A 22,939-nucleotide genomic window follows, 5' to 3' on the forward strand; every position below is an offset into this window, starting at 1 on the left:
CCGCTGCGTTGGCTTTTACACCCGAACTTTTTACCCAGGTAATAGCAACGCAGCCGCAATAAAAACGAGACCCAAGATGACTAGCCATACTCTAGATCAATTCAATAGCAATAACGAAAAACTCAGCCCTTGGCCGTGGCAAGTCAACGATGCCGCGCTGAGCTTTGATATCGACTCATTAGGCAAAAAACTCAAAGATTTAAGTCAAGCCTGCTACTTAGTCAATCACAGTGAAAAAGGCTTAGGCATAGCGCAAACGGCTGAAGTGACCACAAGTGACAGCCAAGCGCCATTGGGCTCGCACCCTGTCAGCGCCTTTGCCCCTGCCCTTGGCACCCAAAGTTTAGGCGATAGTAATTTTCGCCGCGTACACGGGGTTAAATACGCTTACTACGCCGGCGCTATGGCAAACGGTATTGCCTCGGAAGAACTGGTTATCGCCCTTGGCCAAGCGGGCATTTTGTGCTCATTTGGCGCGGCGGGGTTAATTCCATCCCGCGTTGAAGCGGCCATTACTCGCATTCAGGCGGCGCTGCCTAATGGTCCTTATGCTTTTAACTTAATTCACAGCCCAAGTGAGCCCGCATTAGAGCGCGGCAGTGTTGAGCTGTTCTTAAAACATAAAGTGCGCACGGTCGAAGCCTCGGCATTTTTAGGTTTAACGCCGCAAATCGTCTATTACCGCGCGGCGGGTTTGAGCCGCGACGAACATGGCGAGATAGTCATTGGCAACAAAGTCATCGCCAAAATCAGCCGTACCGAAGTCGCGACTAAGTTTATGGAGCCTGCGCCAGCTAAAATCCTCCAGCAACTAGTGAGTGACGGCCTTATCAGCCAAGACCAAATGGCGATGGCGCAACTCGTGCCCATGGCGGATGACATCACGGCCGAAGCCGATTCAGGCGGCCATACCGACAATCGCCCACTCGTCACGCTTTTACCGACGATTTTGGCGCTCAAAGATGAAATCCAAGCTAAGTATCAATATAAAACGCCCATCCGTGTGGGCGCAGGCGGCGGCGTCGGTACACCCGATGCAGCATTAGCCACCTTCAACATGGGCGCGGCGTTTATCGTCACAGGTTCAATCAACCAAGCTTGCGTCGAAGCGGGCGCGAGTGAACACACTCGTAAGTTACTCGCCACCACAGAAATGGCCGATGTGACTATGGCGCCTGCAGCCGATATGTTCGAAATGGGCGTGAAATTACAAGTGGTTAAGCGCGGTACTTTGTTCCCAATGCGCGCCAATAAGCTTTATGAAATCTACACCCGTTACGATTCGATTGATGCCATCCCTGCGGACGAGCGTAAAAAACTCGAAGAGCAAGTGTTCCGCTCATCACTCGATGATATTTGGGCTGGCACTGTCGCCCACTTTAACGAGCGCGATCCTAAGCAAATCGAGCGCGCACTGGATAACCCCAAACGTAAGATGGCACTGATTTTCCGCTGGTATTTGGGTCTATCGAGCCGCTGGTCGAACACAGGCGAAGTCGGCCGCGAAATGGATTACCAAATTTGGGCAGGCCCAGCACTGGGTGCATTTAACGCTTGGGCAAAAGGCAGTTATTTAGATGACTATAAAGCCCGTAATGCGGTGGATTTAGCCAAACATTTAATGGTGGGCGCTGCCTATCAAGCACGCATTAACTTGCTGTTATCCCAAGGCGCGAGCATTCCAGTTAGCCTGCAACGCTGGAAGCCACTACAACGCTGCTAGCTCCATTTGAGCAAAGCCTATCGAGCGGGTTGAGGAAAACTTAACCTGCTCTTTTTTTGGGCTCAATTTTTGATTCTATTACGGGTTCAGTTCCGCTCGGCATGGTTGCTTTCAATCAATCGAAATAAATAACACCGAAAGCCGATTGGAGTTCTGTTTCCGCTCGGCACTGCCACTTCAGTGGCACGCCGTAAACCCATCCTTGGGGGCTCAACGGAAAAATCCCTTTTTCCGATGTCCACTGCCGCGACAATGCTCGCCTGCAACTTACGGCATTAACTGTGACCATCCGCATACGGTCAAGCCTGACTAACAAGCCAATAGAATCTAAAGGGAAAACACCGTAAGATACCGATTCGTTAATCGAATTGTATGTACTGCTAGGATATGGATACCGCATGGCTCATCAAAGCTTAAACGACTTGCCAGTCTTAACCGACGACTTCGGCCTTTACACTACTTTTGTTGAAGGTATTGCTGAAGAGATACGTCAAAGTCAGGCACCTAAAACCATCGCTATCACAGGTTATTGGGGCAGCGGCAAGACCAGCGTTTTAGCGCAGTTATACGCACAGTTATTCGGTGTGAATCCACCTTCGATAAAGGGGGAAGCGGTTAATAACCCCAACGGCGTTAACCCGCATTACCAAGGTGTATGGTTCGAAGCGTGGCGCTATCAAAATGAGCCCCAGCCCATCATCGCCCTTATGCATACTATGCGTCAGTCCTTCAGCCAAAAAAGAGACTTTTTCGATAAAGCTGGAAAAATTGCAAGCGTCAGTATGGTCGCAGGTCTTAGCGTGTTTGACGGCGTGATCAAGACTCTCAGTGCAGGAATGGTTTCTGGCCTAGATAAGATCCAATCTATCGGTGATAAATACGAGAAAGATAATCTGCTGAGCCAACTCTCAACCGATCAGATAAACAATGCCCTCAGCACCGCAATAGATCACTTACTGACAGACTTGGCTGATATACCTAACACAGATAGAAAATGTATTATTTTTATCGATGATCTTGATCGCTGCGATGCGGCAACAGCCAAAAAACTGTTGGAGGGAATTAAGGTTCATCTCAACTTAGAAAACTGTATTTTCATTATTGCTATCGACCCTGCACAGTTGGAAGCCAGCTTTAAGCTCGAACACGCTCAACTACGAAATACGGGCAATATAGAAGACGTATCGAATCACGATGCAACAGAGTATCTAGAGAAACTGTGTCAAGACGCCCACAGGTTGCCCATTGCCAGTCAACAGAATATTGCCGACTTTGTAGCGAACAATTTAAACAAAATATTTACACATGAACACGACAAATACAGCGACATTATTGCGGCAATTAAAGCTGAGCTCGAACGACAAAACTACCTGCCAGCCAATCCGCGGCGCCTGAAAATGATCTGTAATCGTTTGGCTGCCTTTATCAGCAAAACCAACGGCGAAGCGCAAACTCAATACCATGCTCAATCCCTGCTGTTTCTCGCCAGTGCTTATGTGAGTTACAGAGAGATTTACGAGATGCTCAGCGTCAGCGCTAAGTCAATTAATGATGTAGCTGAATTTTGTTCATCACGAGTTCAGTCTAAAATACCCGCCTTTAAATATCTCACAAGTTCGAATACCGAGGCGCGCGGCGCATTCGTCCATCCTAATAAAATCACTGAATTTCGCTTCGCCAGTTTGCTAACAGAAATAGAGGCAAATGGTAACTTGCCTGCTTGGGGAGATTACCTGCATAACCTCATCCAATCCTATAACGCCCCCACTCCCGCAGGCGCAGAGGTCTAACAGTATGAAGTATTTCCCTGAATTTGAGCCCTCGGATAAAAGCAAATTTATTGACCTTTACCGTGAAGGATTTGACCGTTATTGCCGCCAATTAGCAGACTATTATGGTTGCCTGAATAATCAAGGCCTAGCTTTATTGGATGATGATGCCGATATAGATCAAGACAGTGCCTTTATCGACGATCTCTTCGTGCTGCCAAGCTTTGGCACAAGTGCCACCAGCGCCGAAAACTTCGATACTGCGCAGCAAACGCTGCAGGCCAAAGACAACATCAGCCTAGCCAAGCTGTTAGCTGCAAAACCACGGCAATTTATATTAGGCGACCCAGGGATAGGCAAAACGACTTTTTTGCATTGGCTGGCAATAAGCCTAGCCCACCATAGAAGTAACTATGTGCAACAGGCCATGGGGCCCTTACTGCCAATTCTTTTAAGGGTGAGGGATTTTCGTGCCTTTCTCACTGTGCCCAATAATACGGAGCAATTTTTCACCAATATAAGGGGCTATTTAGGCTCCCTTGGTGAACTGTTGGATCTAGATAAGCTCACTGAGGCCATGGCCAATGGTCAGGTCTTACTGTTGGTCGACGGATTGGATGAAATCGGCAAACAGGAAATGCTGAATCTGGGGCAAACTCTAGCAACTCTGTTTAGCCAATATCCATCATGCCGATGCATTATGACGGCGCGCGTAGTCGGTTTCGATGCATCCTTGCTTTGGCCCTTTGCCAATATGGACAAAAATCAGCCACTAGATTTACACGCATTGAATGAGGCGGATGAATTTGATATTCAGGTTAAAGATGGACTTAACGCTAAGCTAGCCAATCCAAACAGACTTAAGCGTAAGACTGATGCATCCCAACTACATGACTTTGGGCTCTATTATATCCAGCCACTCAATAATGAGCAGCGACTGCAGTTTAGCCAAAAATGGTGCAAAATCTATGTAAACACTAGCGATGCACAAGCGCAGTTTATCGACGATCTACAGGCCGCTTTTGACGGTAACGATGCGCTCAATAACTTATCGCGCACTCCTGTACTGCTGAATATGATCTGCTTTATTCAACAACGCCGTGGTCGCCTGCCCAATGGTCGGGCAGAACTCTACCAGAAAATCATCGAGACCTATTTGGTTAGCATGGACAGGGCCAGAGGCATAAAAAATAACTTTATCGACAGCGAAGATTTCGACTATACCGACATACGCAACTGGCTGGCGAAACTGGCCTATGCGATGCAGTTAGGCAAGCTGAGTGAATTATTAGGTAACACTGGCGACAACAATGTTCAAATTGAAAACCTCTATTTTGATAATGATATTAGCCGCGTCACCAGCCTTACAGAGAGTGAACTGACAAGATTCTTCGCTAAAGAGCTAGAAGAAGTCTATGAAGATAAAGACAAATGCCAAAAAACCGCCAAAAACTTAATCGATTATATCAAGCGCCGTACTGGCTTTTTGATCGACAGGGGACAGGATGCCGAGCAAGGGCACGAGGCAGTATTTGCCTTCAGTCACTTGTCTTTTCAAGAATACTTTGCCGCCCACTTTATTAGTGGGCAATGGTCACAGTTGAGTGGTAATCAGAAATTGGTCGACTCCCTGACCTTAAGTTGCAATAGCCAAAGCTGGTTCGAATGCTGGCAACTGGTATTTGAAGACTATTCCCAAAACGGCAATAGCCGTCAGCAACACAGCCAATTTATCGACAAGCTGTTTGGTACTGTTGAGCAGCTTGCTGAAAAATTCTCCGACAGAAATGACGTGTTCGGAGATAAGGTGGATCATGCACTGCATCTGCTGAGCAAAATCATCCTCAACCCTGCGGTTAAGCTCTCCCCCAACTACCGTCAACAGCAAGTCACTGAGCTGTGGCGTTATAATTTCCGCCAAGGTAATAAAGGTTCGGCATCCATCTATAGCCTGTGGCCCGAGCTTTGCCGCGATTATGACAACGAAGAGAGTTTGAGCCGCAAAGCGATAGCGGCTGCTTTCAAAGATTATGGCCAAGAGAATGCAGTGAGTCTTAATTTAGGTGGCGTACAATCGGCCGATCTACGGCCGCTCAAACTTTGGTCCAATTTAAGAGAATTAAATATACACCATACCCAAGTGAACACCTTGCTGCCATTGAAAGATTGCAAACAGCTGGAAGTACTTATATTCGATAACACTCAAGTCTCAAACTTAGCTCCGTTAGCCCAGCTTACCGAACTCGAATTCCTTTCTCTCTCAAACACTGCAGTAACTGATTTATCGCCGCTAGCAGGGCTAACAAAACTAACATATTTATATATGCTCAACACCCAAGTCTCCACGCTAACGCCATTGGCGGGACTGCAACAACTAAAGTCTCTAATGCTCCATGGCACTAAAGTGACAGATTTATCCCCCATAGCTAACTTGACTAATATTACCTTTCTTGTATGCAACAAGACTGATATTGCAGACTTGACGCCGCTTAGAAAATTAACTCAGCTAACAGTACTCTCTCTAAATAGAACTCAGGTCTCGGACTTAACCCCGTTGGCTAACATGCCTAAATTAGATATATTAAATATTGCCATCACTGCTGTTTTAGACCTAACCCCATTGAAAAAATTGACTGGGCTAAGAGAACTTAATATATCTCACACTCAAGTGACCGATCTCACGCCTCTGGCAAAACTGCCAAGCTTAGTAGAGGTAGATGCTAGCGGATGTGACCAGCTTGATGCGGCAAGCCTAAAAAACTTACCAAAGTACATCAAAGTACATCTTGATTGACGGAGATAGCTTGCTGATTAATTTCAACATATTGGCAGGTAATGACTCCATCCGATGTGCACGGCTGCACTCGCTCGCATTCAGCACACTCGCATGATGGCTCATCAAAACAGGGAGGTTTTGATGACAGCAATCATTGAGCGCCGCGCGTTTTTAACCACAGTAATTGCTTGGCGTTAAAAAGCCCATAGAGAACAAGCCGACACTGATTAATTAATGAATTGATTCACGAATTAACAGTGTCGGCTTTTATTTGTCTTTACTTATGAACGACATCAGCTCACAGTCTTTGATTCAACGCATTAGGCTGAAACTCTTACCGAAGCTTAGGTAAAAATTGCCTACCCCTCTTTTAATTCACTCACACCATTTTAAATAAAATGATTTAAATTATATTTAAAATCAATTAACTACTTAAAATTTTTAAAGTTGGCATTAAGATCGCAATCAAGTAAGAGCCATTAGCCGTTACCTTACAAGTGACACAAACGGTCATGAGAAGGATTAATACAAGGGCAGGAGGTTATTATGCTAGGTTGGACATTAGTATTTCTAGTTGTTGCCGTGATTGCCGGGTTGTTAGGATTTGCTGGGATTGCTGGCGCAGCGGCGGGAATAGCGAAAATCATTTTCTTCATATTTATTGTGTTATTAGTGATTTCTCTGCTGATCAATGCCCTTAAGGGTAAATCACCGCGACTATAATTTTTTTAGAAAAGGAGATAGATATGAAACCATTTACCCTGATGACAAGTGCAGCATTCGCATTATTACTCGCCCTAGGTTTAACGGCCTGTAGTGATAACAAAGCCGAAGACGCGGGCGAAAAAATCGATGAAGTAATGACTGATACAGGTAACGCCATCGAAGATGCCTGTGAAGAAGTCAAAGAAGGTGTTAAAGCTAAAGATACTAAGTGCTAAACAAACCTCACTTTAGGGTGGCAATAGACTCGTCTACTGCCACCCTTTTGGTTTAGACTCGCTCATTTCTGCATCTCTCATCTCGACATCTATCCATTCAAGTGCAACGATTTTAACCAAGAACAATGGCATTGGAGGACTTGCATGCTAACGAAGATCCACATCAAATATTTGTACACTGCAGGTGCAGTATTGTTAGCCTATTTTGCAGTAACAGACACTTCTCCCCTGCTCACTTTCATTTGTGCATGGACAAGTCTGTCACTGTTTTTAGTCGGTTCCGCCTATTGGTTTAATCTCGCCAGTATTTTTAGAAAACGCCAAGATGGCACTATTCCTTGGTATATTCGTTGGGGTTTTATTCCCTTTTTATTAGGCTGTCGACTCTATAACCACTGGGCCAGAAAATACGATTCAGTACCGCCCATGCAAAGGATTGATGAACATCTGTATCTCGGCTGTAGACTCTTTTCCGCAGATCTGGAAAAGATTAAAGCCAATAAGATCACTGCCATTCTGGATGTCACCGCTGAATTTGATGGCTTAGATTGGTCGCAATTTGAAGATCATATCGAGTATTTAAATATTCCCATCCTCGACCATAGCGTACCGACCAGCGCCCAACTCAATCAAGCTGTTAACTGGCTGCACCGCCAAGTGCGCGCCAATAAACAGGTACTCATTCACTGTGCTATGGGTCGTGGCCGCTCAGTGCTGGTACTCGCCGCTTATTTGGTTTGTAAAGATAAACAACAGTACTTCGCCGAAGTACTGCAACAGATAAAGCAAATCCGCAAAACCGCTGGCTTAAACAAATGGCAATTACGCGCGCTCGATCGCATGCTTAGTCAAGGGAAAATTAACATCCACAAAGTGGCGTGGATTATCGCCAACCCAGTTTCTGGTGGCGGGAAATGGCAAGAATACCGCGAGCAAATCCAAGATGAACTCAAAGCCTATTTTGACCTGACTTTAAAACTCACAACAGCAGACGAAACCGCAAATGTCTTCGCCGAGCAAGCCCGTAATGCAGGCGCTGATATCATTATCGCCTGTGGTGGCGATGGTACTGTGACTGAAGTGGCCTCTCAAATCGTCGATACGGATATCGTCTTAGGCATCATTCCTCTTGGCACAACTAATGCCCTCAGTCATGCCCTCTTTGGTTTAGGCAGTAAGCTTATTCCTATCTCTCAGGCGCTGGATAATATTATTCAAGGGCATTGCCAAGCCATTGATACCGCGCGTTGTAATGAGGCGTTAGTGTTGTTGCTTGTAGGCATAGGGTTTGAGCAACAAATGATTGAATCCGCAAACCGTGAGCGTAAAAATGCTCTCGGCCAGTTTGCCTACCTCGATGGCTTATGGCGCGCAGTGAATGCCGATATCACTTTAACCATCCAGCTCAGCTTAGATGATGCAAAACCCACAACATTGACGACCCATAGCATAATCGTTGCCAATGCCGCACCGTTTACCAGCGTGTTGGCGCAGGGCGATGGCGAACCAAACATGACCGACGGTTTGCTCGACATTACTTGGCTGGATGCTGGCGATGAACCCAAAGAGCAGTTGCTTAGCCTCGCTGAATTAGCGATTGCGGGATGGGTAAAAGAAGGCAATAAGAGTGTGCGAGATCAACAAGCGAGTGCAAGTAAAGTCCATCATGCCCATGCTAAAAAGGTCACTATCAGCAGCCAGCCTAAGTGTAAATATGTGATTGATGGTGAAGTATTTGAGCCAGCGGATCTCACTATTGAAGTCCAGCCAGCATCTCTTAAAGTGTTTGTTCCTTATCAGGAAACCACTGGGCAAGATGAGTGATCGTTGTGGAGGACATCCAGCCTAACTTTTTAGGCTGGATGACTGAGCATTTATAGAACGAACAAAAAATATAAAATATTCAACAAAATAAATATAACCAGCAGAACCAGTACCCGCATGAAATTAAATTCACTACCTTTGGGAAGTGATTTTTGAGTGGTGTTACTAAAATCCTGAAATTTACAATCTATCGCCTGCGCACATTGCTGTAGAACTTGTTGTAATTCCTTTCTATCAGTGCTGTTAGCCAATTTTAGTTGCGCGCCCTTAGGCTGCTGCAATTGTAGATAGGCGAGATAATGCTCAACGATATCTTCTGCTTGGCGATTACGCTCGAACTGGTGCCAATGGGTTGTTTGCAGCAGATAGAGTTGCACGGAGTGAATATCCGAAAAGGCATAGGAACGCCACCGCCACAATCCCATATACCTCCCATTGAATAAACCTTTACCGAGCCACAATTGCTGTTGCTCAGCGTCTAACCAACACTGTTGCTGAACAAACGCAGTCGGTAACACGGGTAACAATAGAAACAGTGTTACCCAGCCGAGAACGAGCTGTAGTATCGGATCGGGTTGTAAATAGGTTGCTCTGGCGCAGAGTAAACCAAGCAGTAATAACCCAGCAGCAAACAGCCATAATAGAGGTCGGTACTGAGTACTCAGAGTTTGAATATAAAATGCATTTTTAGAAGGTTGATTGAGTTTCACTGAACTTGTTCCTTGTTCCAAAAATTATCTCTCCATTCAATATTGACCTGTGCCAGTAACAATAAGAGGCATTGATAGTTTGCATAATCAACACCTAACTCATTTCTAGACGCTTTCGAGTTAAACCAAAAACTCACATCAACGTAAATACCAGTTGCGATATAACTCATACTGCAAATATAAGCTGCAACTTTGCAGTTGCAGCTAAGGTGTTATTGACCCGCAGCAGTATCCTCACCGGTCCAGAGTCGCATGATACGATAAGGCGGTTTGGCTGTTTCGGCTTTTCCATTAAAGGCTTTTGCTTTATGCAATTGATTCACTGAAATATATAACCAGCCTGTTTCACCAAATTGCACACTATCTGGAAAATCCAGTAGTGGAGAACTGACCGCTGTTGTTAGTGTGCCTTTGTTATCTAGCATGGAAATGGCATTGTGGTTCAAATTGGTAAAGTAATGATTACCTTGTTTGGACGTTGCTGCGCCATCTGATACAGGCTTGGCTCCGACTAATTTTACCGTGGCGATAATTTTATCATTATTGCCTGTTTGTAAAGCTGCAGTCGATAACTGATACCAGTGAGTGCCATTCATTGCACCATAATAGAGTGTACTTCCGTCGGCAGATAAACTGATTGGATTGACCGCTACACTGGCGACTTTGCCATTAAACAATGTTGTTTTGTTATCTATGTTCATTACTGCATCCGTTTCGGCCTGCAGCGAGCTATGACCTGAAAAACGTATTGTATGACCATCGTCGATACGCACCGCTAAGAGGCTAGGGTTGGCGATATCAGCTAAATAAATCCAGCCTTTTTGAGAGTCGACAACCAAATCCTGCATAAAGCTGCCTTTAGGCGCGAGAGCTTGTGGTAGGACGATTTGTTTATATAGACTGCCGTCCTTAATGTTGAATCCCCAAATCCTTGTTTGGCCTAATTCTAACCCCATATCTGCGGTCCAGAGGTGTCCAGCCTTGTCCTGAGCAATACCTAATAAGGTATCAAATTGAGCAGTATTGGCTGTCGATGTTTTTTGCAAATCCATTGAAGGCCAAGCTTTATAAGCGTTGGTCTCACGATTAACTTCAATCAATTGCAAACCTGATGGTGTATCAAATGGATGTACTGTGGCAAAAATCCGACCTTGTGCAGTGACGCTGACATTGCCAGGTCGTATTGGCAATTCAGCGACTGTTTCAAGACTTCCTACTGCTGGGGTGGCGTTTACAAAACTACTGGCTGTCAAAGAAAGCCATAATGCTGTTGTTAATAAGTGTTTCATATTCTATCTCCGCTTTTTCTGTTTAAGGGCTGTAGAATAGGAGTTATTATTTACAAAAAAAAGAGTATAAAGTTTAGCTCTGTTTCAATATTAATTTGATAATTAATGTTTATTCAGCAGTCGTTTCACCGGTCTCGACTTGCTGCTCGTACTTGCTAAGCTTGTTGTAGAGGGTTTTAACGCTGATCCCCAATTGTTCGGCGGTATCCGTTTTATTACCCTGAGTGGTTTCTAGTGCTTGATAAATAGCGATTCTCTCTAAATCATCTAAGCGCATGCCTTGGGGGATAACAACTTGTTCACCACCACATAAACCCACTTCATTCGTCTGAGGTAGCTGTAAATGGCTGGGTAAAATATCCTGATCGGCCAGAATATAGGCTCGCTCAATAGCATGTTTTAATTCGCGCACATTACCAGACCAAGGGTACTTAGCAATCATCTGAATACAGTCTTCAGCTAAGCTCTTATTCTGCTTTTCGGCCACGTTACGATAGGCAAGAAAATGCTGCGCAAGCCCAATAATATCCTCGCCACGTTCCCGTAAGGGCGGAACGCGAATGGGAAACTGAGCCAAACGAAAGTACAAATCTTCTCGAAATAGCCCTGCCTCTATCGCCACTCTGGGATCACGGTTAGTCGCTGCCACAATACGTACGTTTGCACGTTGCACTTTGTCGCCACCCACAGGACGATACTCGCTATTTTCCAACACTCTGAGTAACTTCACTTGATGATCAATCGGCATTTCGGTGACTTCATCGAGAAACAAGGTCCCGCCTTCAGCCTGTTCAAATACGCCTTTGTGATCGCGATTCGCCCCCGTAAATGCACCTTTGACATGACCAAACAGCTCACTGTCGACCAATTCTGGGCTTAATGCACCACAGTTAATCGCAATAAAAGGCTCGTTCACCCTAGGGCTGGCAAGATGTATGGTATTAGCAACCAGTTCTTTCCCTACCCCACTTTCCCCAATAATCAGCACATTACTGCCTGTCGCAGAGACGCGACGAATTGTGCGATATAGCTTGTGCATAGGAGCTGATGAACCAACAAGCAAACCGTATTGGTCTAGCTCGCTAGCAAAAGGATGCAGTCGATTAGGCGATGATGCTAAATACTGTGCAAAATCAGCAAAAATTTCGCTGATTAGCGGCATATCGTAAGGTTTGCGAAAGTGGTAACCAGCAAAATGAGACATTAACTGATCAAGATTAGGGTTTGGCTGACCGTCGGAGAGAAAAATAAACTCAATATTTGACATGGCCGCATTATCCAGCAGCACAAGGTAATCTTCACGACTAAGACTGGATAACTCAATAATGGCAACATCGACGTGATTTGCCCCTAGCTGCTCTATCCAAGGTAAGTCATCGACACTGCGTAGCTTATTAAAGTCAGCAGCGCCAGCAAGTTCGATGATTGCTTGCTCGGCGCTAACATCCTGCAAGTGATAAAAAAGTGTCAGTCGAGCCATGCGTATCTACTCCCTGTATGAAAAACTACTGTATGTCAGCCATGAAATTTTAACAACAGCAACGGTAATAGTTGCCGATGTTCTAAGATGATATCTCGATGAACGGAGAATATCAGTCTAAAAATCAGCCTGTTAAAATATCATTAAAAACGAGAACAGAATATGCATGGTAGCTGAACGAAACAAAATCAGTTTACCCAAGCAGTTAAACAATCTATGTCGAACACTGGCATTAGGAGGCCCATAATGAAGTCTAATGTTGTGCAACATCAGACTGATATCCGCGCCGATATCATGTTGATCGATGAAATCATCAAGCTGAATCAAGAAGGACTCACATTTTACAACCAAGCGAGGAGGTATGTCGAAGACTATAATCTTAAACGTGTTTTTTCCGCCAAAGCTAACATCCACCAACGAATGTTAACTCGGTTTGAACAGCTGAGACGTTTGGCTGACGAGCCAATTAATGGCCTAAGTCACACCGTGCACGTCACTTATGCTCAAGCAACAGAATTGCTGCAACAGTGCCAAATTTCGCAGGCTATGACCGCCCTTGTCGACATAGAGCAGCAAGTGCTAATCCAAATAAAACAAGCAGTAAGGCAAGCGCATCAGCCACAACTTGCAAACCAACTTGCAGAGGGTGCCGCTTGGCTGCAAATGAGTTACGACGGTACGGGATCGCTCAATCACCATTAATTCTCTGTCGCTAAGTGAGCCATATTTAACCGACTCCCCCACTTTTACTACAGACATAATACCGCACTGATGAGTGCGGTTTTTTATGCTCGAATGATGGCTCAGCATGCCAGAAAAAATTACATTTTGTCGGTAAAAAAGACCGACCAAAAGGAAAGTGCTAAGGTATAAAAACGCCAGATAAAACAATTAAAACATTAAAAATCATTACCTTAAAAACATTGGCACGATTGGCGCATTATCTAGCTTCGAGAAAACAACGGAGGATATGATTATGAAAACTACAACAGCATCAGTACTAGTGGCTTTACTTGTCGGTTCAATCAGTTTAAATGTGGCTGCCGCCCAAGATTGGAAAGGCGGAACCAAGGATGCGTGGATCGATGGTAAAGCAGAAACCACTTTACTGCTCAACACGAATCTCAATTCCTTCGACATCATTACAGATGTCAAAGATGGTAAAGTGACGTTAACAGGTAAAGTGGAAAGCAGTGTGGATAAAGCCCTCGCCACAGAGCTCATCAAGAGCTTAGATGGGGTGAAAGATGTAGATAACCAACTCACTGTGATGAATGAAAAAGAAGGCACCAGTGAAGTTGTTGCCACCTTAACTGACTCTAAAGTTGCCACAGTCATCAAAACGCGTTTACTGTTTTCAACTGACGTATCCGGCACCCAAATTAATGTGGATGTTGCCAATGGCATAGTCACATTGAAAGGTGAAGTTGCCAGCGATGCAGAACGTCAACTAGCACTGAAAATTGCCGAAAATACCGACGATGTGAAAAAGGTCGTTGATAAAATTAAAGTTGTTAAAAAAGTGTCTTAACTCTCGCGACAACGGCATTTTTTAAATTAAACGTATTTTAAGTAACAGCACACAGATCTAGACTCAAGGTTCGATAGTGCTTTATGAAAAAAGAATCAAAAAAACCAGCCTCAGCTGGTTTTTTTATGCCCATTTTCAGACCCAATCGAAAAGACTTACTCGCTTAAATTAAGAAGGGTGAATTCAGATGACTCGAATGATCATAAAGGAGAAGAGTTACAGAACACTGAGCTAAAACGCAGGCATTACTCAAGCTTCAAAGTCAAACTAAGCTTCAAAGTCAAACTAAGCTTCAAAGCCAAACTGGAATGCATAAAAATGTTGGCCATTCTCAATATTGATGGTCATAGTGCCAGTTAACCCCTGCAACTCCCCCGCCCCAGAATGGGGTACCACTTCTAAGATCAGACGATTTTGTCCATCGGTCATAATGCCAAAATGTTGTAACACAAAACTGCCCTGCTTACCGCACAAGTTGCCAACCACTTGTTCAATGGCCACATAGCCAGCTGAGCCCTTGACTGACGTCATAGCACTGAGCATTTCCCCTTTGCTGCGCCCCTCAAGCTCACCATAAAAGGTTTTATCTAAGCCCATACGTCCTAACGTTACACCACCAATACCAGTAGCATAGGGGCTATCAGGAGTGAGCTTAACATCAAATTTCCCAGTGATTTTGCTAACTTGCATGACACTCTCCTTGTCGAAATCTTATGCTGACCTATTACCTGCTAACGCTTGCTATTGAAGCAAACATCACCCACTGACCGAAAAACAACTTAGCATAAGCCTGCGCAGATCCATAATGGCATTTACACGCTACTTATGTATGCTGGTCTCACTCACTATCATCTCTATGGTTTTGACTATTTCAGGGCTTTCAGACATAGGTTGGTCAGACGCTCTATCGCGATAAGTCACAGCAATTTTGAATGGGGCTTCAAAAGGATAAACAGGTTCAATACTATCAACTTCGATTCGATCGCCAAGCATGACACTGCCTAAGTGTTTCAAGCTATTGTGTTTAAAATCCAGATTAAACAATCCAAGATACCAAAATACGCCTGAACCTTGAGTCGTCACAATAAAGGGCGCCACAAAGGGCATAGTTTGCATTTTAGGATCATCTTGAATCGGTGCGTCACTTTGGGTGTCCGGCTCTAGAGCGGGATCGAAATTTAACGGTGTAATGCGCAAGTAATCGAGTAATGCTCGACCTTTTATCTCACCATCTTGGTAGTCGCCCATAGCAAACTCTGTTTGCTTGATCTTAATAAAATGTGTCAGTGCAACGGACTTGCCGCCCTCAGGCAGCGTTATTTCAACAGGATTGGCGGTATTTAAGCTAAAGAGTTTAAGCATCACTTCCGATGCATTCGCCACAGGCTTTACCTCAAAAGGTGTCACAGTTTCGATCTCATTCGCCTGAGCCTGAGTTTTTTCATGCGCCATGGCCTCATCGTATTGCATCACCTGTCCATCTTCCATCACCATATAAATATCATCATTGGTCATGTTGAAACGGTAAATACCCGCAGCAAGTAAGGCTAATACCACTAAGGTTGCCGCTATGGTTAATTTTACAAACGTACTCATCTTCTCTCCCCAATCGCGCTCGTTATGCGCTACTTTTCTAACACCGATAAACTTCAAATCAATGTCGGAGCAGTATTACAGATACTGAGTTAAAGCGAAGTGGGTAAAGTGTAAAAAATGCCGCTATTTTGAATTTTGTCAGGCTAAGTTCAGCAACATGCCTTTTACTCGACCAATATGATGGGCTGAGTAAATACTCAGCCCAATACATCACTACTTTTCGTTTTTCCACAAGGCTGGGGTTTGACTCGGTTGCCAATTACTTTGGGAGAAATGGGCTTGCACTAAGGAATAGATTTTATCTTGATACGAGACAAAATCAGGCTGCTGATAATCATGCTGATCCTGCCAAGCAGGAGCATAGTTATCTAGCGTATCGAAACGGTATCCTTGGCGCTGCGCTTCTTCCACGAAGCGTTTAATTTTAGGCAAATTGATGGTCGCACCTTGACCACGGTGCGCATTCTCAAATAAGAAGTCATGGGTCAAGATCACCACTTTACCGTCGTGCAAACCATCGCTACAGTCTAAGTTCTGCGTGCGACTGTTGAGAGGGTTCATTGTGGTGCCCGCACAGGTATTGATCACTTGATTGATTTTATCCACCAGCTCAACCCCATCGGCCATAGATTCAGCGGGAAAGGCAACCCCCCAATCCTCTGGTCCCCAGTCTAGATCCCAGCCAAATATTTTATAGTCACTCTCGGCGAGCATGTTTTGAATTTGCACCGCAACTTGCGAACTGTTGGTCGAGGTTTCTGCGGTACAAGCAAAAGCAGGATCCCAAGGCGGCACAGTATCGGATGTCGCACACAAGCCGTCGCCTTTGAGTTTACTGGTCACTCGCCAACCATTGGTGTAAGGCAAACGTGCCAACTTAGTCATCTTGTTATTGGGATAACTGGCGGCATTAGGAATAAGTTCAACCACTTTGGCCGTGTTCGTCACGAAATAGGTGAAATCGGTGGCCGCATCTTGATAGGATTTTACAGGCCAGAGTCCAACTTGATTACAATATGCCGCCCCAGATTGCACGCCATCAGTGCAGTTATGCAGCATATGATCGTAACTGTGGTTTGCCAGAATATGACCATCGTCTAGCAAACGTTGTAGGGCGACAGCCGCTAATGCCTCGTTTTCATCCCCTTCGCCATACATATGAAACGCATTAATAAAGAACGTTGCCTTAATATTGGCATCCTTTAACGCATCTAACAGCCCTAAGGTCGCGTCAATTGGACCATCATCAAAGGTAAGGTAAATGGTTTTATCGCTGGCGTAGGCCGCACTTAAGCCAGTACTCAAGCTCGCAACACAAAGCCCAACTGCAACGGCTATCGATTTCAGTTTCATGATTTCATCCTATAAATAATGTTTAAAGATGAATAAGTTAGTTCTCTTTACGCACTGGTTAATTCATAACCTGTAGACAGCGAGTTCACTCATCCGTTTAGCTTATCTATAGTGAGTAATCCCACCAGCATTAGTTATACCATCCTAGCAACAAGCCATACTTTTCTACGCTAAGTCGATAAATTCTGCCTTTGCACCCAGTTAACCATCCTTTACCCAAGGCTTCAAAGACAATAGAAAAATACCAATCCTAGTGTGAAAAGTACCGCATCAACAATTCGATAACAGGTAAGTTAACTGGAGAAAAAAACAACATAAAAGCACTACAGGGATGCAATAACATGTCAGAAGGTCAACTATTTAAGAGCTCTTTGCTCGCATTATGTATCGCTAACGCCTTGTTCGGGATGAGCTCAACCGCAGTCGCGGCGGAGCAACAAGAGGCAACTGCAGAAAATATTGAGGTAATCCAAGTACGCGGCATACGTCGCTCGATTGAAGCCTCAATGAATACCAAACGCTTCGCCGACTCCACGGTCGATGCCATCACCTCGGAAGATATCGGTAAGTTTCCCGATAAAAACATTGGTGATGCGCTGCAGCGCATTTCTGGGGTAACGGTCGATAGGCAATACGGTGAAGTGAGTGGGGTCACCATTCGCGGTACAGCGCCAGAACAGAGTCGTATTTTGCTGAACGGTCAAACCGTTGCCAGCACCTCTTGGTATGATCTTGGTCCTGCCACTCGTACCTTCAACATGGAATTATTGTCAGCCGAGCAAGTCAGTGCGGTTGAAGTCCACAAAACGCCAACCGCTAGCCTTGAAGAAGGTGCGCTGGGCGGCACTGTCGATCTCAAAACCCGTAAGCCCTTAGATCTCGATGCTCACACTTATCAAGTGGCGGGTGAGTTGAGCCAAAGCAGCCTGTACGATGAAACAGATCCGAGTGGATCTTTCGTTGGAAGCTGGAAAAATGATGATGAAAAATTTGGTATTTTAGGCGCTTACTCAGTAGAAAAACTCACCAGTGGTCGGCATGTATTAGAATCGCTCAGCGGTTACTATGAGTACTTTTCCGCTGATCCTGCACAAAACCAAGAATCAACTGTCGGGGCGTGGGGGATTGGCTCACAGGCGTTTAGGGCCGAACGTGAACGGACCAGTGCCCAAGTTACACTGCAATTTGCACCGACTGAAAAAACAGAGTTCACTTTAGATTACTTTAATTTTGAACTCGATATCCCCCACGTAAACCATAACTTCTTAACCGTTGGCGCCCGCGGTTCGGGCTCCACCAACGTAGTAAATAACGCCCAAGGCGGCACGGCATCGACAACGATTCTGCCAGCGTATGCGTCGATTATTTATAACCCTGTGGTACGCCACGCGGTTAATATGAAGTCTGACGTACTCAACTTAACCGGAAAATACGTCGGGGACAGTTTCACCCTTAGCGGCGTCATTGGCCAATCGACCTCAGATGGCGGCACCCAAGGTGGTTCATCTTCTTGGTGGATCCCTGCGACGGACCAAGGCGGTAAAATTGGCGATCCCGCCTTCCCTAATGGTCAAGGCAGTGTCGATGGCGGCTTTAGTTACGACGCCACGGGTCCCTACCAAGTGGTGCTGACGAGCCTAGATGCCAACGATGCTAGCCAGTTCAAGCATGCGCAGGAAGCCAACTACGAAACCACAGTGCAAGATCATAAAGTCACCTACGCACAGTCTGACTTCGAATACCAACTCGATCATGATTTTATTAATAAAATTGCGGTCGGGATTAAGTACAACACCAGTGATTTCGAGCGTAATGCCTTCAACCGTAACCCCGCAGAAATCCTAGGTTTCGTGCCTAATGGCAATCTTGCCAACTGGAGCGATGGCGTGCTATCTGGCCTGCATTCCCAGAGTGGCGGCAATGTACTCGACTCCTATGCCAAGTTAGATGAAGACAAATGGTGGGCCTTTATCAGTGAGAAATACGCCAATGGCGAGTTAGTGGAAGTCGCCGATCTCGGTAACACCTTCACTGTCGAAGAGGATATGTTGGCCCTGTACGCCCAAGCGGATTTCAGCGGCGAATTCTATCGTGGTAACTTTGGTTTGCGTTACGTTAACACAGACCAAACCTCAACCGGTTTTGCCGATGGCAAACCCTACAATGAATCCGTTAATTACGATAATTGGTTACCGAGCATCAACGTCGCCTTCGATCTGCAAGAAGATTTAATCCTACGTGCCTCGGCCTCTGCTGTGATGGCGCGTAACAACTACAGCGATCTTAAACCTGGCTTAGCCATAGCGAAAAACTTTGGTACTGCGACCGGCGGTAATCCGAATTTGAAACCCTATAAGGCGAACCAAGCCGACCTTGGCATCGAATGGTACTTCACTGAATCTTCTATGCTGTCGGCGGCCTTGTTCTACAAAGATATTGATAACGTAGTGTTTGTCACTGAGTCGACTCAGTATATTGAAGGTTGCGGCGCGTCAGAATCCGAGTGGGATAAATGCCGTGTCACAGCTCCTGCCAACGGCGGCAGCGGCTCAGTGACTGGGCTTGAAATCCAGCTACAACATAACTTTGAAAGCGGTTTTGGCTTCTTAACCAACTACACCTATGTTGACAGTAAGAGCACTCGCCCAGATGGCACCGAGCAGATGATTGAAGGCGTATCAGAAAACTCCTTCAACGGTTCACTCTTCTACGAAGATGATCTGTTCAGCGCCCGTATCGCCTATAACTGGCGTTCAGAATACTTAGGCGTAGGTAATATTCAAAACGTGTTAAACGACAGCTATCAACAAGTGGATGCCTCGATTATTTGGCATGCAATGGAGAACTTAGATATCTCACTCGAAGGGGTTAACTTAACCAATGAAGTGGTGCAATCCTATGATGTTAAATATGGATTGACGCAAAATACCATCGAATTTGGTTCACGTTATTTCGTCGGTGCCAGTTACAAATTTTAATTTTGAATCACACCATAGCCGACCTTAGGGTCGGCTTTTTGCGTTGATAATGCAGCGGGGATAAACCATGAAAGTGAAGCAAGCAATCAGAAAAATCATTATCTTAGGGGGTGGAACCGCAGGTTGGATGGCAGCGGCAGCCCTCGCGAATAACCCCGTATTTGCCGCCATTGAGCTCTGTTTAGTGGAATCGGACAACATAGGCACCATAGGCGTTGGTGAAGGTTCAACGCCACACTTGAAACGCTTTATGGACAACTTAGGCATTAGCGAAAAAGATTGGATGGAGCCATGCCACGCCAGCTATAAAACTGGCATCGATTTCATCAACTGGAATGGGGACGGGCAGCAATACTTTCACCCCTTCTATTGTCAAATGGATGTGAAACCCGCTGAAGTTTTCTTTATCAACGCCAATGCAAGACGCCGCGGTCATGGCAGTGCAGTAAAACCCGATGCGTTTTTCTCCAGCGGCGTACTGGCGAAACGCAATCTCAGCCCAAGGCCGAATAAAGCGTTGCCCTACGCTAACGAATATGGCTATCACTTCGATGCCACTGAACTGGCCAACTACTTAAAAGAATACGCTTGCCAACGCGGCGTAAAACACCTCATCGGCGATGTCATTGAAGTTTCAACAACCCAAAACCAACATATAGACGCCTTAATGCTGGCGAATGGCGAACGACTTAACGCCGACTTTTTAATCGATGCCAGCGGTTTTAGCGCTAAGTTAATTCATAAAACCCTAGGCGTACCCTTTCAATCCTTCGCCAATGAACTGCTCAACGACAGCGCCGTCACTGTTCCTGTACCAGCATTAATGGACTCCACTCAAACACAGCAAACCCATGATCTACAAAACCATGCATTGCAAACCCAAGCACAGCGAGCCAAGTACCATACCCGCGCCACGGCGCTCAGTGCGGGCTGGTTATGGCAAATCCCCCTCACCAACAGGCTTGGCAATGGCTATGTGTATAGCAGTCGCTACCTCAGTGCCAATGCAGCGGCCAAAGAATTATTGCACAGTGTTAATCTGCCTGAATCGACCCAAGTGCGGTTTCTCAAAATGCGGGTCGGTGTCAGTGACAAGGCTTGGCACAACAATGTACTGGCGATAGGACTTGCGCAAAGTTTTATCGAACCCCTCGAAGCCACATCCATCATGATGACCCAATTCACCCTTGAAAGATTTATGTCGTTATTCGAGCGCTATCAATTGAATAAGCAGGCAGAGACCTTAAGTCGGCAAACACTCAATCAGGCTGTCATGCAGTTAGTGCTCGGCATAAAGGATTATATTCAGGCCCATTATGTCACCAGCCAGCGCAGCGAAGCCTATTGGGTCGCAGCGAAAAAAGTCGCCATTTCCCAAAGGTTGACGCAACTGTTGCAAGCTTGGTATCAAGGGGAAGACTTTGATCTGCTGCTTTACCAATACGACCAGCAACTCGCCTACTTTCGCCCCTCTTGGTATGCACTGTTAGCGGGAATGGATTACCGCGACCCCAAACTGAAGCGCCCATTTGAGCCGATTTCAACGGAGATCACGGCGCAGGCGATAAGCTACTGCCAGACCTTAGTGGAGCAGTATTTTCAGCCTAAGTATTCGTGATAGTAAAGGGTTAAATCGCCCTTTGTTTACTGCTAAAGCGCTGACGAAAACGACTCGGCGTGACGCCTTTAAATTGAATAAAACGCCGATTAAAATTAGATAAGTTATTGAAGCCACACTGATCGCTGATGGTTGAAATCGGGCTCTGGTTCGAGAGTAATAACTTGCACGCCTTAGCGATCCTGAGTTGATTGATAAACTCTGTTAAGGTTTTCTCGGTGCGTTTTTTAAAGAAGCGATGAAAGTGATTGGTGCTCATGTGCGCCAACTTTGCCAAATCCTGTGCCGACAAGGCCTGAGTGTAATTGTCATAAATATGCTCGATCACTTTATCGAGCTTTTTCACGGTAAAGTCGAGTTTACTGCCGTGGGTGAACAAGGTGCTGGACAAGAGCTCTTGCTGACTATCCTGTTGTAATAACGCTAATAATTCCAATAACAAAATATAGCGTTTAAAGGGATTGGCCGTCTCCATCGCGATAAACACACTATGGGCTTTGCGCGCCGTTTCCTCACTAAATAACACGCCCCGTTTTGCATGGGTCAAAAGAGAATGCAAGGATGCTAACTCGCGCTGCTCATTCACAATTTGATGTAACCAGGCTGCGGGGATTTGTGCCACATAGACGACTTCCTTCACTCGATTTTTCGAAGCGGAGCCCATCAAAACGGGCTCTTTCAAACCAACCGCAGTTAAAGTACCGCCTTTCAAACAATCGTTCTTTGAAACCTCGTCAGTTAAAACATCAAGGTTAGCCTCGGATTGCCAGCCGTGGGGCATGTCTGGGCCTATGATCACTAAATCATAATCGCCATAGCGGGCAATATGGTCGCCCACATAACGCATGCCATAACTGTTGAGGGTTAAGCAGATCTCGTACTCGGGGTGATAATGCCAGTTGAGATCCATGTGGTCCCATTCATAGCGAAAGTAACGCCAAGAGCTGTTTTCATCGGGGATCACTTTTTCACACAGAGGTTTCATCCATTAAACTCCAGTTACTCATTCCTTTATCTTAGCTTCAATCAGCCCTTGCACATCAACGCCATTCACTCAAGCTAGCCGTTATTGCATCCCGTTAAATTATTCAATTACTTAGACCTTATTTTTAATGCCAGCCTTAACCTATCAGCTCGGCGAAATCGCTGTGCCTCGCGCACTATTGTCTATAGCAAGTCAGCCCTGAAGTGATACCAAACTCCGCCACTCCAATACTATTCTATCCAATGTTAATTAAAGGTAACTATTTTACAAGTAAACACTTTATCAGCAGATACTAAAACACGGTTTTACCTATGCCTATCCGCAGCAGCTAACTGCAACTCGTATCTATCACCATTATCTATCGCC

Annotated in this window: 17 protein-coding genes; 10 read left to right on the forward strand and 7 right to left on the reverse strand. The window is 45.4% G+C overall.

Going from position 1 to position 22,939, the window contains the following annotated elements:
• The first annotated feature begins 76 nt into the window (after window positions 1-76).
• From pfaD to L5M71_RS03040, 6 genes are all read left to right on the forward strand, one after another.
• Window positions 77-1,723: an eicosapentaenoate synthase subunit PfaD gene (gene pfaD, locus L5M71_RS03015; RefSeq protein ID WP_263206348.1), complete on the forward strand. Its 1,647-nt coding sequence runs from the start codon at window positions 77-79 to the stop codon at window positions 1,721-1,723.
• A 398-nt stretch (window positions 1,724-2,121) separates the two neighbouring features.
• Complete coding sequence (locus L5M71_RS03020; RefSeq protein WP_263206351.1) at window positions 2,122-3,513, forward strand: KAP family NTPase; 1,392 nt, start codon at window positions 2,122-2,124, stop codon at window positions 3,511-3,513.
• A 4-nt stretch (window positions 3,514-3,517) separates the two neighbouring features.
• Window positions 3,518-6,286: a leucine-rich repeat domain-containing protein gene (locus tag L5M71_RS03025; protein ID WP_263206353.1), complete on the forward strand. Its 2,769-nt coding sequence runs from the start codon at window positions 3,518-3,520 to the stop codon at window positions 6,284-6,286.
• 528 nt (window positions 6,287-6,814) lie between these two features.
• Window positions 6,815-6,991, forward strand: a complete 177-nt coding sequence (locus tag L5M71_RS03030; protein WP_028760636.1) for a DUF1328 family protein — start codon at window positions 6,815-6,817, stop codon at window positions 6,989-6,991.
• Window positions 6,992-7,014: 23 nt separating this feature from the next.
• On the forward strand, window positions 7,015-7,209 hold the full coding sequence (locus L5M71_RS03035; RefSeq protein ID WP_028760637.1) for a hypothetical protein: 195 nt from the start codon (window positions 7,015-7,017) through the stop codon (window positions 7,207-7,209).
• Window positions 7,210-7,353: 144 nt separating this feature from the next.
• Window positions 7,354-9,033 carry a diacylglycerol kinase family protein gene (locus L5M71_RS03040; RefSeq protein WP_263206355.1) on the forward strand — a complete coding sequence of 560 codons (1,680 nt, stop codon included), beginning with the start codon at window positions 7,354-7,356 and terminating at the stop codon, window positions 9,031-9,033.
• A 50-nt stretch (window positions 9,034-9,083) separates the two neighbouring features.
• On the opposite strand, the gene L5M71_RS03045 is transcribed toward L5M71_RS03040, so the two are convergent.
• The 3 genes from L5M71_RS03045 to L5M71_RS03055 form a co-directional block, all read right to left on the reverse strand.
• Window positions 9,084-9,764: a hypothetical protein gene (locus L5M71_RS03045; RefSeq protein ID WP_258547663.1), complete on the reverse strand. Its 681-nt coding sequence runs from the start codon at window positions 9,762-9,764 to the stop codon at window positions 9,084-9,086.
• A gap of 191 nt (window positions 9,765-9,955) precedes the next feature.
• The gene (locus L5M71_RS03050; protein ID WP_263206358.1) at window positions 9,956-11,032 is read right to left on the reverse strand and encodes a major royal jelly family protein; all 1,077 of its coding nucleotides are present in this window, start codon (window positions 11,030-11,032) and stop codon (window positions 9,956-9,958) included.
• A gap of 109 nt (window positions 11,033-11,141) precedes the next feature.
• The gene (locus L5M71_RS03055) at window positions 11,142-12,512 is read right to left on the reverse strand and encodes a sigma-54 interaction domain-containing protein (protein WP_263206361.1); all 1,371 of its coding nucleotides are present in this window, start codon (window positions 12,510-12,512) and stop codon (window positions 11,142-11,144) included.
• 246 nt (window positions 12,513-12,758) lie between these two features.
• Here L5M71_RS03055 and L5M71_RS03060 point away from each other — a divergent pair, with 246 nt between their 5' ends.
• Both L5M71_RS03060 and L5M71_RS03065 read left to right on the forward strand, forming a co-directional pair.
• Window positions 12,759-13,214: a glutamyl-tRNA reductase gene (locus L5M71_RS03060; RefSeq protein WP_219250161.1), complete on the forward strand. Its 456-nt coding sequence runs from the start codon at window positions 12,759-12,761 to the stop codon at window positions 13,212-13,214.
• 274 nt (window positions 13,215-13,488) lie between these two features.
• Complete coding sequence (locus L5M71_RS03065; RefSeq protein WP_105249747.1) at window positions 13,489-14,043, forward strand: BON domain-containing protein; 555 nt, start codon at window positions 13,489-13,491, stop codon at window positions 14,041-14,043.
• Between the two features lie 285 nt (window positions 14,044-14,328).
• On the opposite strand, the gene L5M71_RS03070 is transcribed toward L5M71_RS03065, so the two are convergent.
• The 3 genes from L5M71_RS03070 to L5M71_RS03080 form a co-directional block, all read right to left on the reverse strand.
• Window positions 14,329-14,733: a DUF3224 domain-containing protein gene (locus L5M71_RS03070; RefSeq protein ID WP_131525327.1), complete on the reverse strand. Its 405-nt coding sequence runs from the start codon at window positions 14,731-14,733 to the stop codon at window positions 14,329-14,331.
• A gap of 129 nt (window positions 14,734-14,862) precedes the next feature.
• Window positions 14,863-15,639 (reverse strand): hypothetical protein, encoded by a 777-nt coding sequence (locus L5M71_RS03075; RefSeq protein WP_131525328.1) that lies wholly within the window; start codon window positions 15,637-15,639, stop codon window positions 14,863-14,865.
• 213 nt (window positions 15,640-15,852) lie between these two features.
• Window positions 15,853-16,992 (reverse strand): polysaccharide deacetylase family protein, encoded by a 1,140-nt coding sequence (locus tag L5M71_RS03080; RefSeq protein ID WP_263206364.1) that lies wholly within the window; start codon window positions 16,990-16,992, stop codon window positions 15,853-15,855.
• 341 nt (window positions 16,993-17,333) lie between these two features.
• Here L5M71_RS03080 and L5M71_RS03085 point away from each other — a divergent pair, with 341 nt between their 5' ends.
• Together L5M71_RS03085 and L5M71_RS03090 are read left to right on the forward strand one after the other, a co-directional pair.
• A complete protein-coding gene (locus L5M71_RS03085; protein WP_263206366.1) occupies window positions 17,334-19,970 on the forward strand; it encodes a TonB-dependent receptor in 2,637 nt (878 codons plus the stop codon).
• A gap of 67 nt (window positions 19,971-20,037) precedes the next feature.
• The gene (locus L5M71_RS03090; RefSeq protein ID WP_263206369.1) at window positions 20,038-21,588 is read left to right on the forward strand and encodes a tryptophan halogenase family protein; all 1,551 of its coding nucleotides are present in this window, start codon (window positions 20,038-20,040) and stop codon (window positions 21,586-21,588) included.
• Between the two features lie 10 nt (window positions 21,589-21,598).
• On the opposite strand, the gene L5M71_RS03095 is transcribed toward L5M71_RS03090, so the two are convergent.
• On the reverse strand, window positions 21,599-22,573 hold the full coding sequence (locus tag L5M71_RS03095; protein ID WP_263206371.1) for an AraC family transcriptional regulator: 975 nt from the start codon (window positions 22,571-22,573) through the stop codon (window positions 21,599-21,601).
• Window positions 22,574-22,939: the final 366 nt, after the last annotated feature.

This window comes from Shewanella sp. SW1 (assembly GCF_025653545.1).
Taxonomy (GTDB): domain Bacteria; phylum Pseudomonadota; class Gammaproteobacteria; order Enterobacterales; family Shewanellaceae; genus Shewanella; species Shewanella oncorhynchi.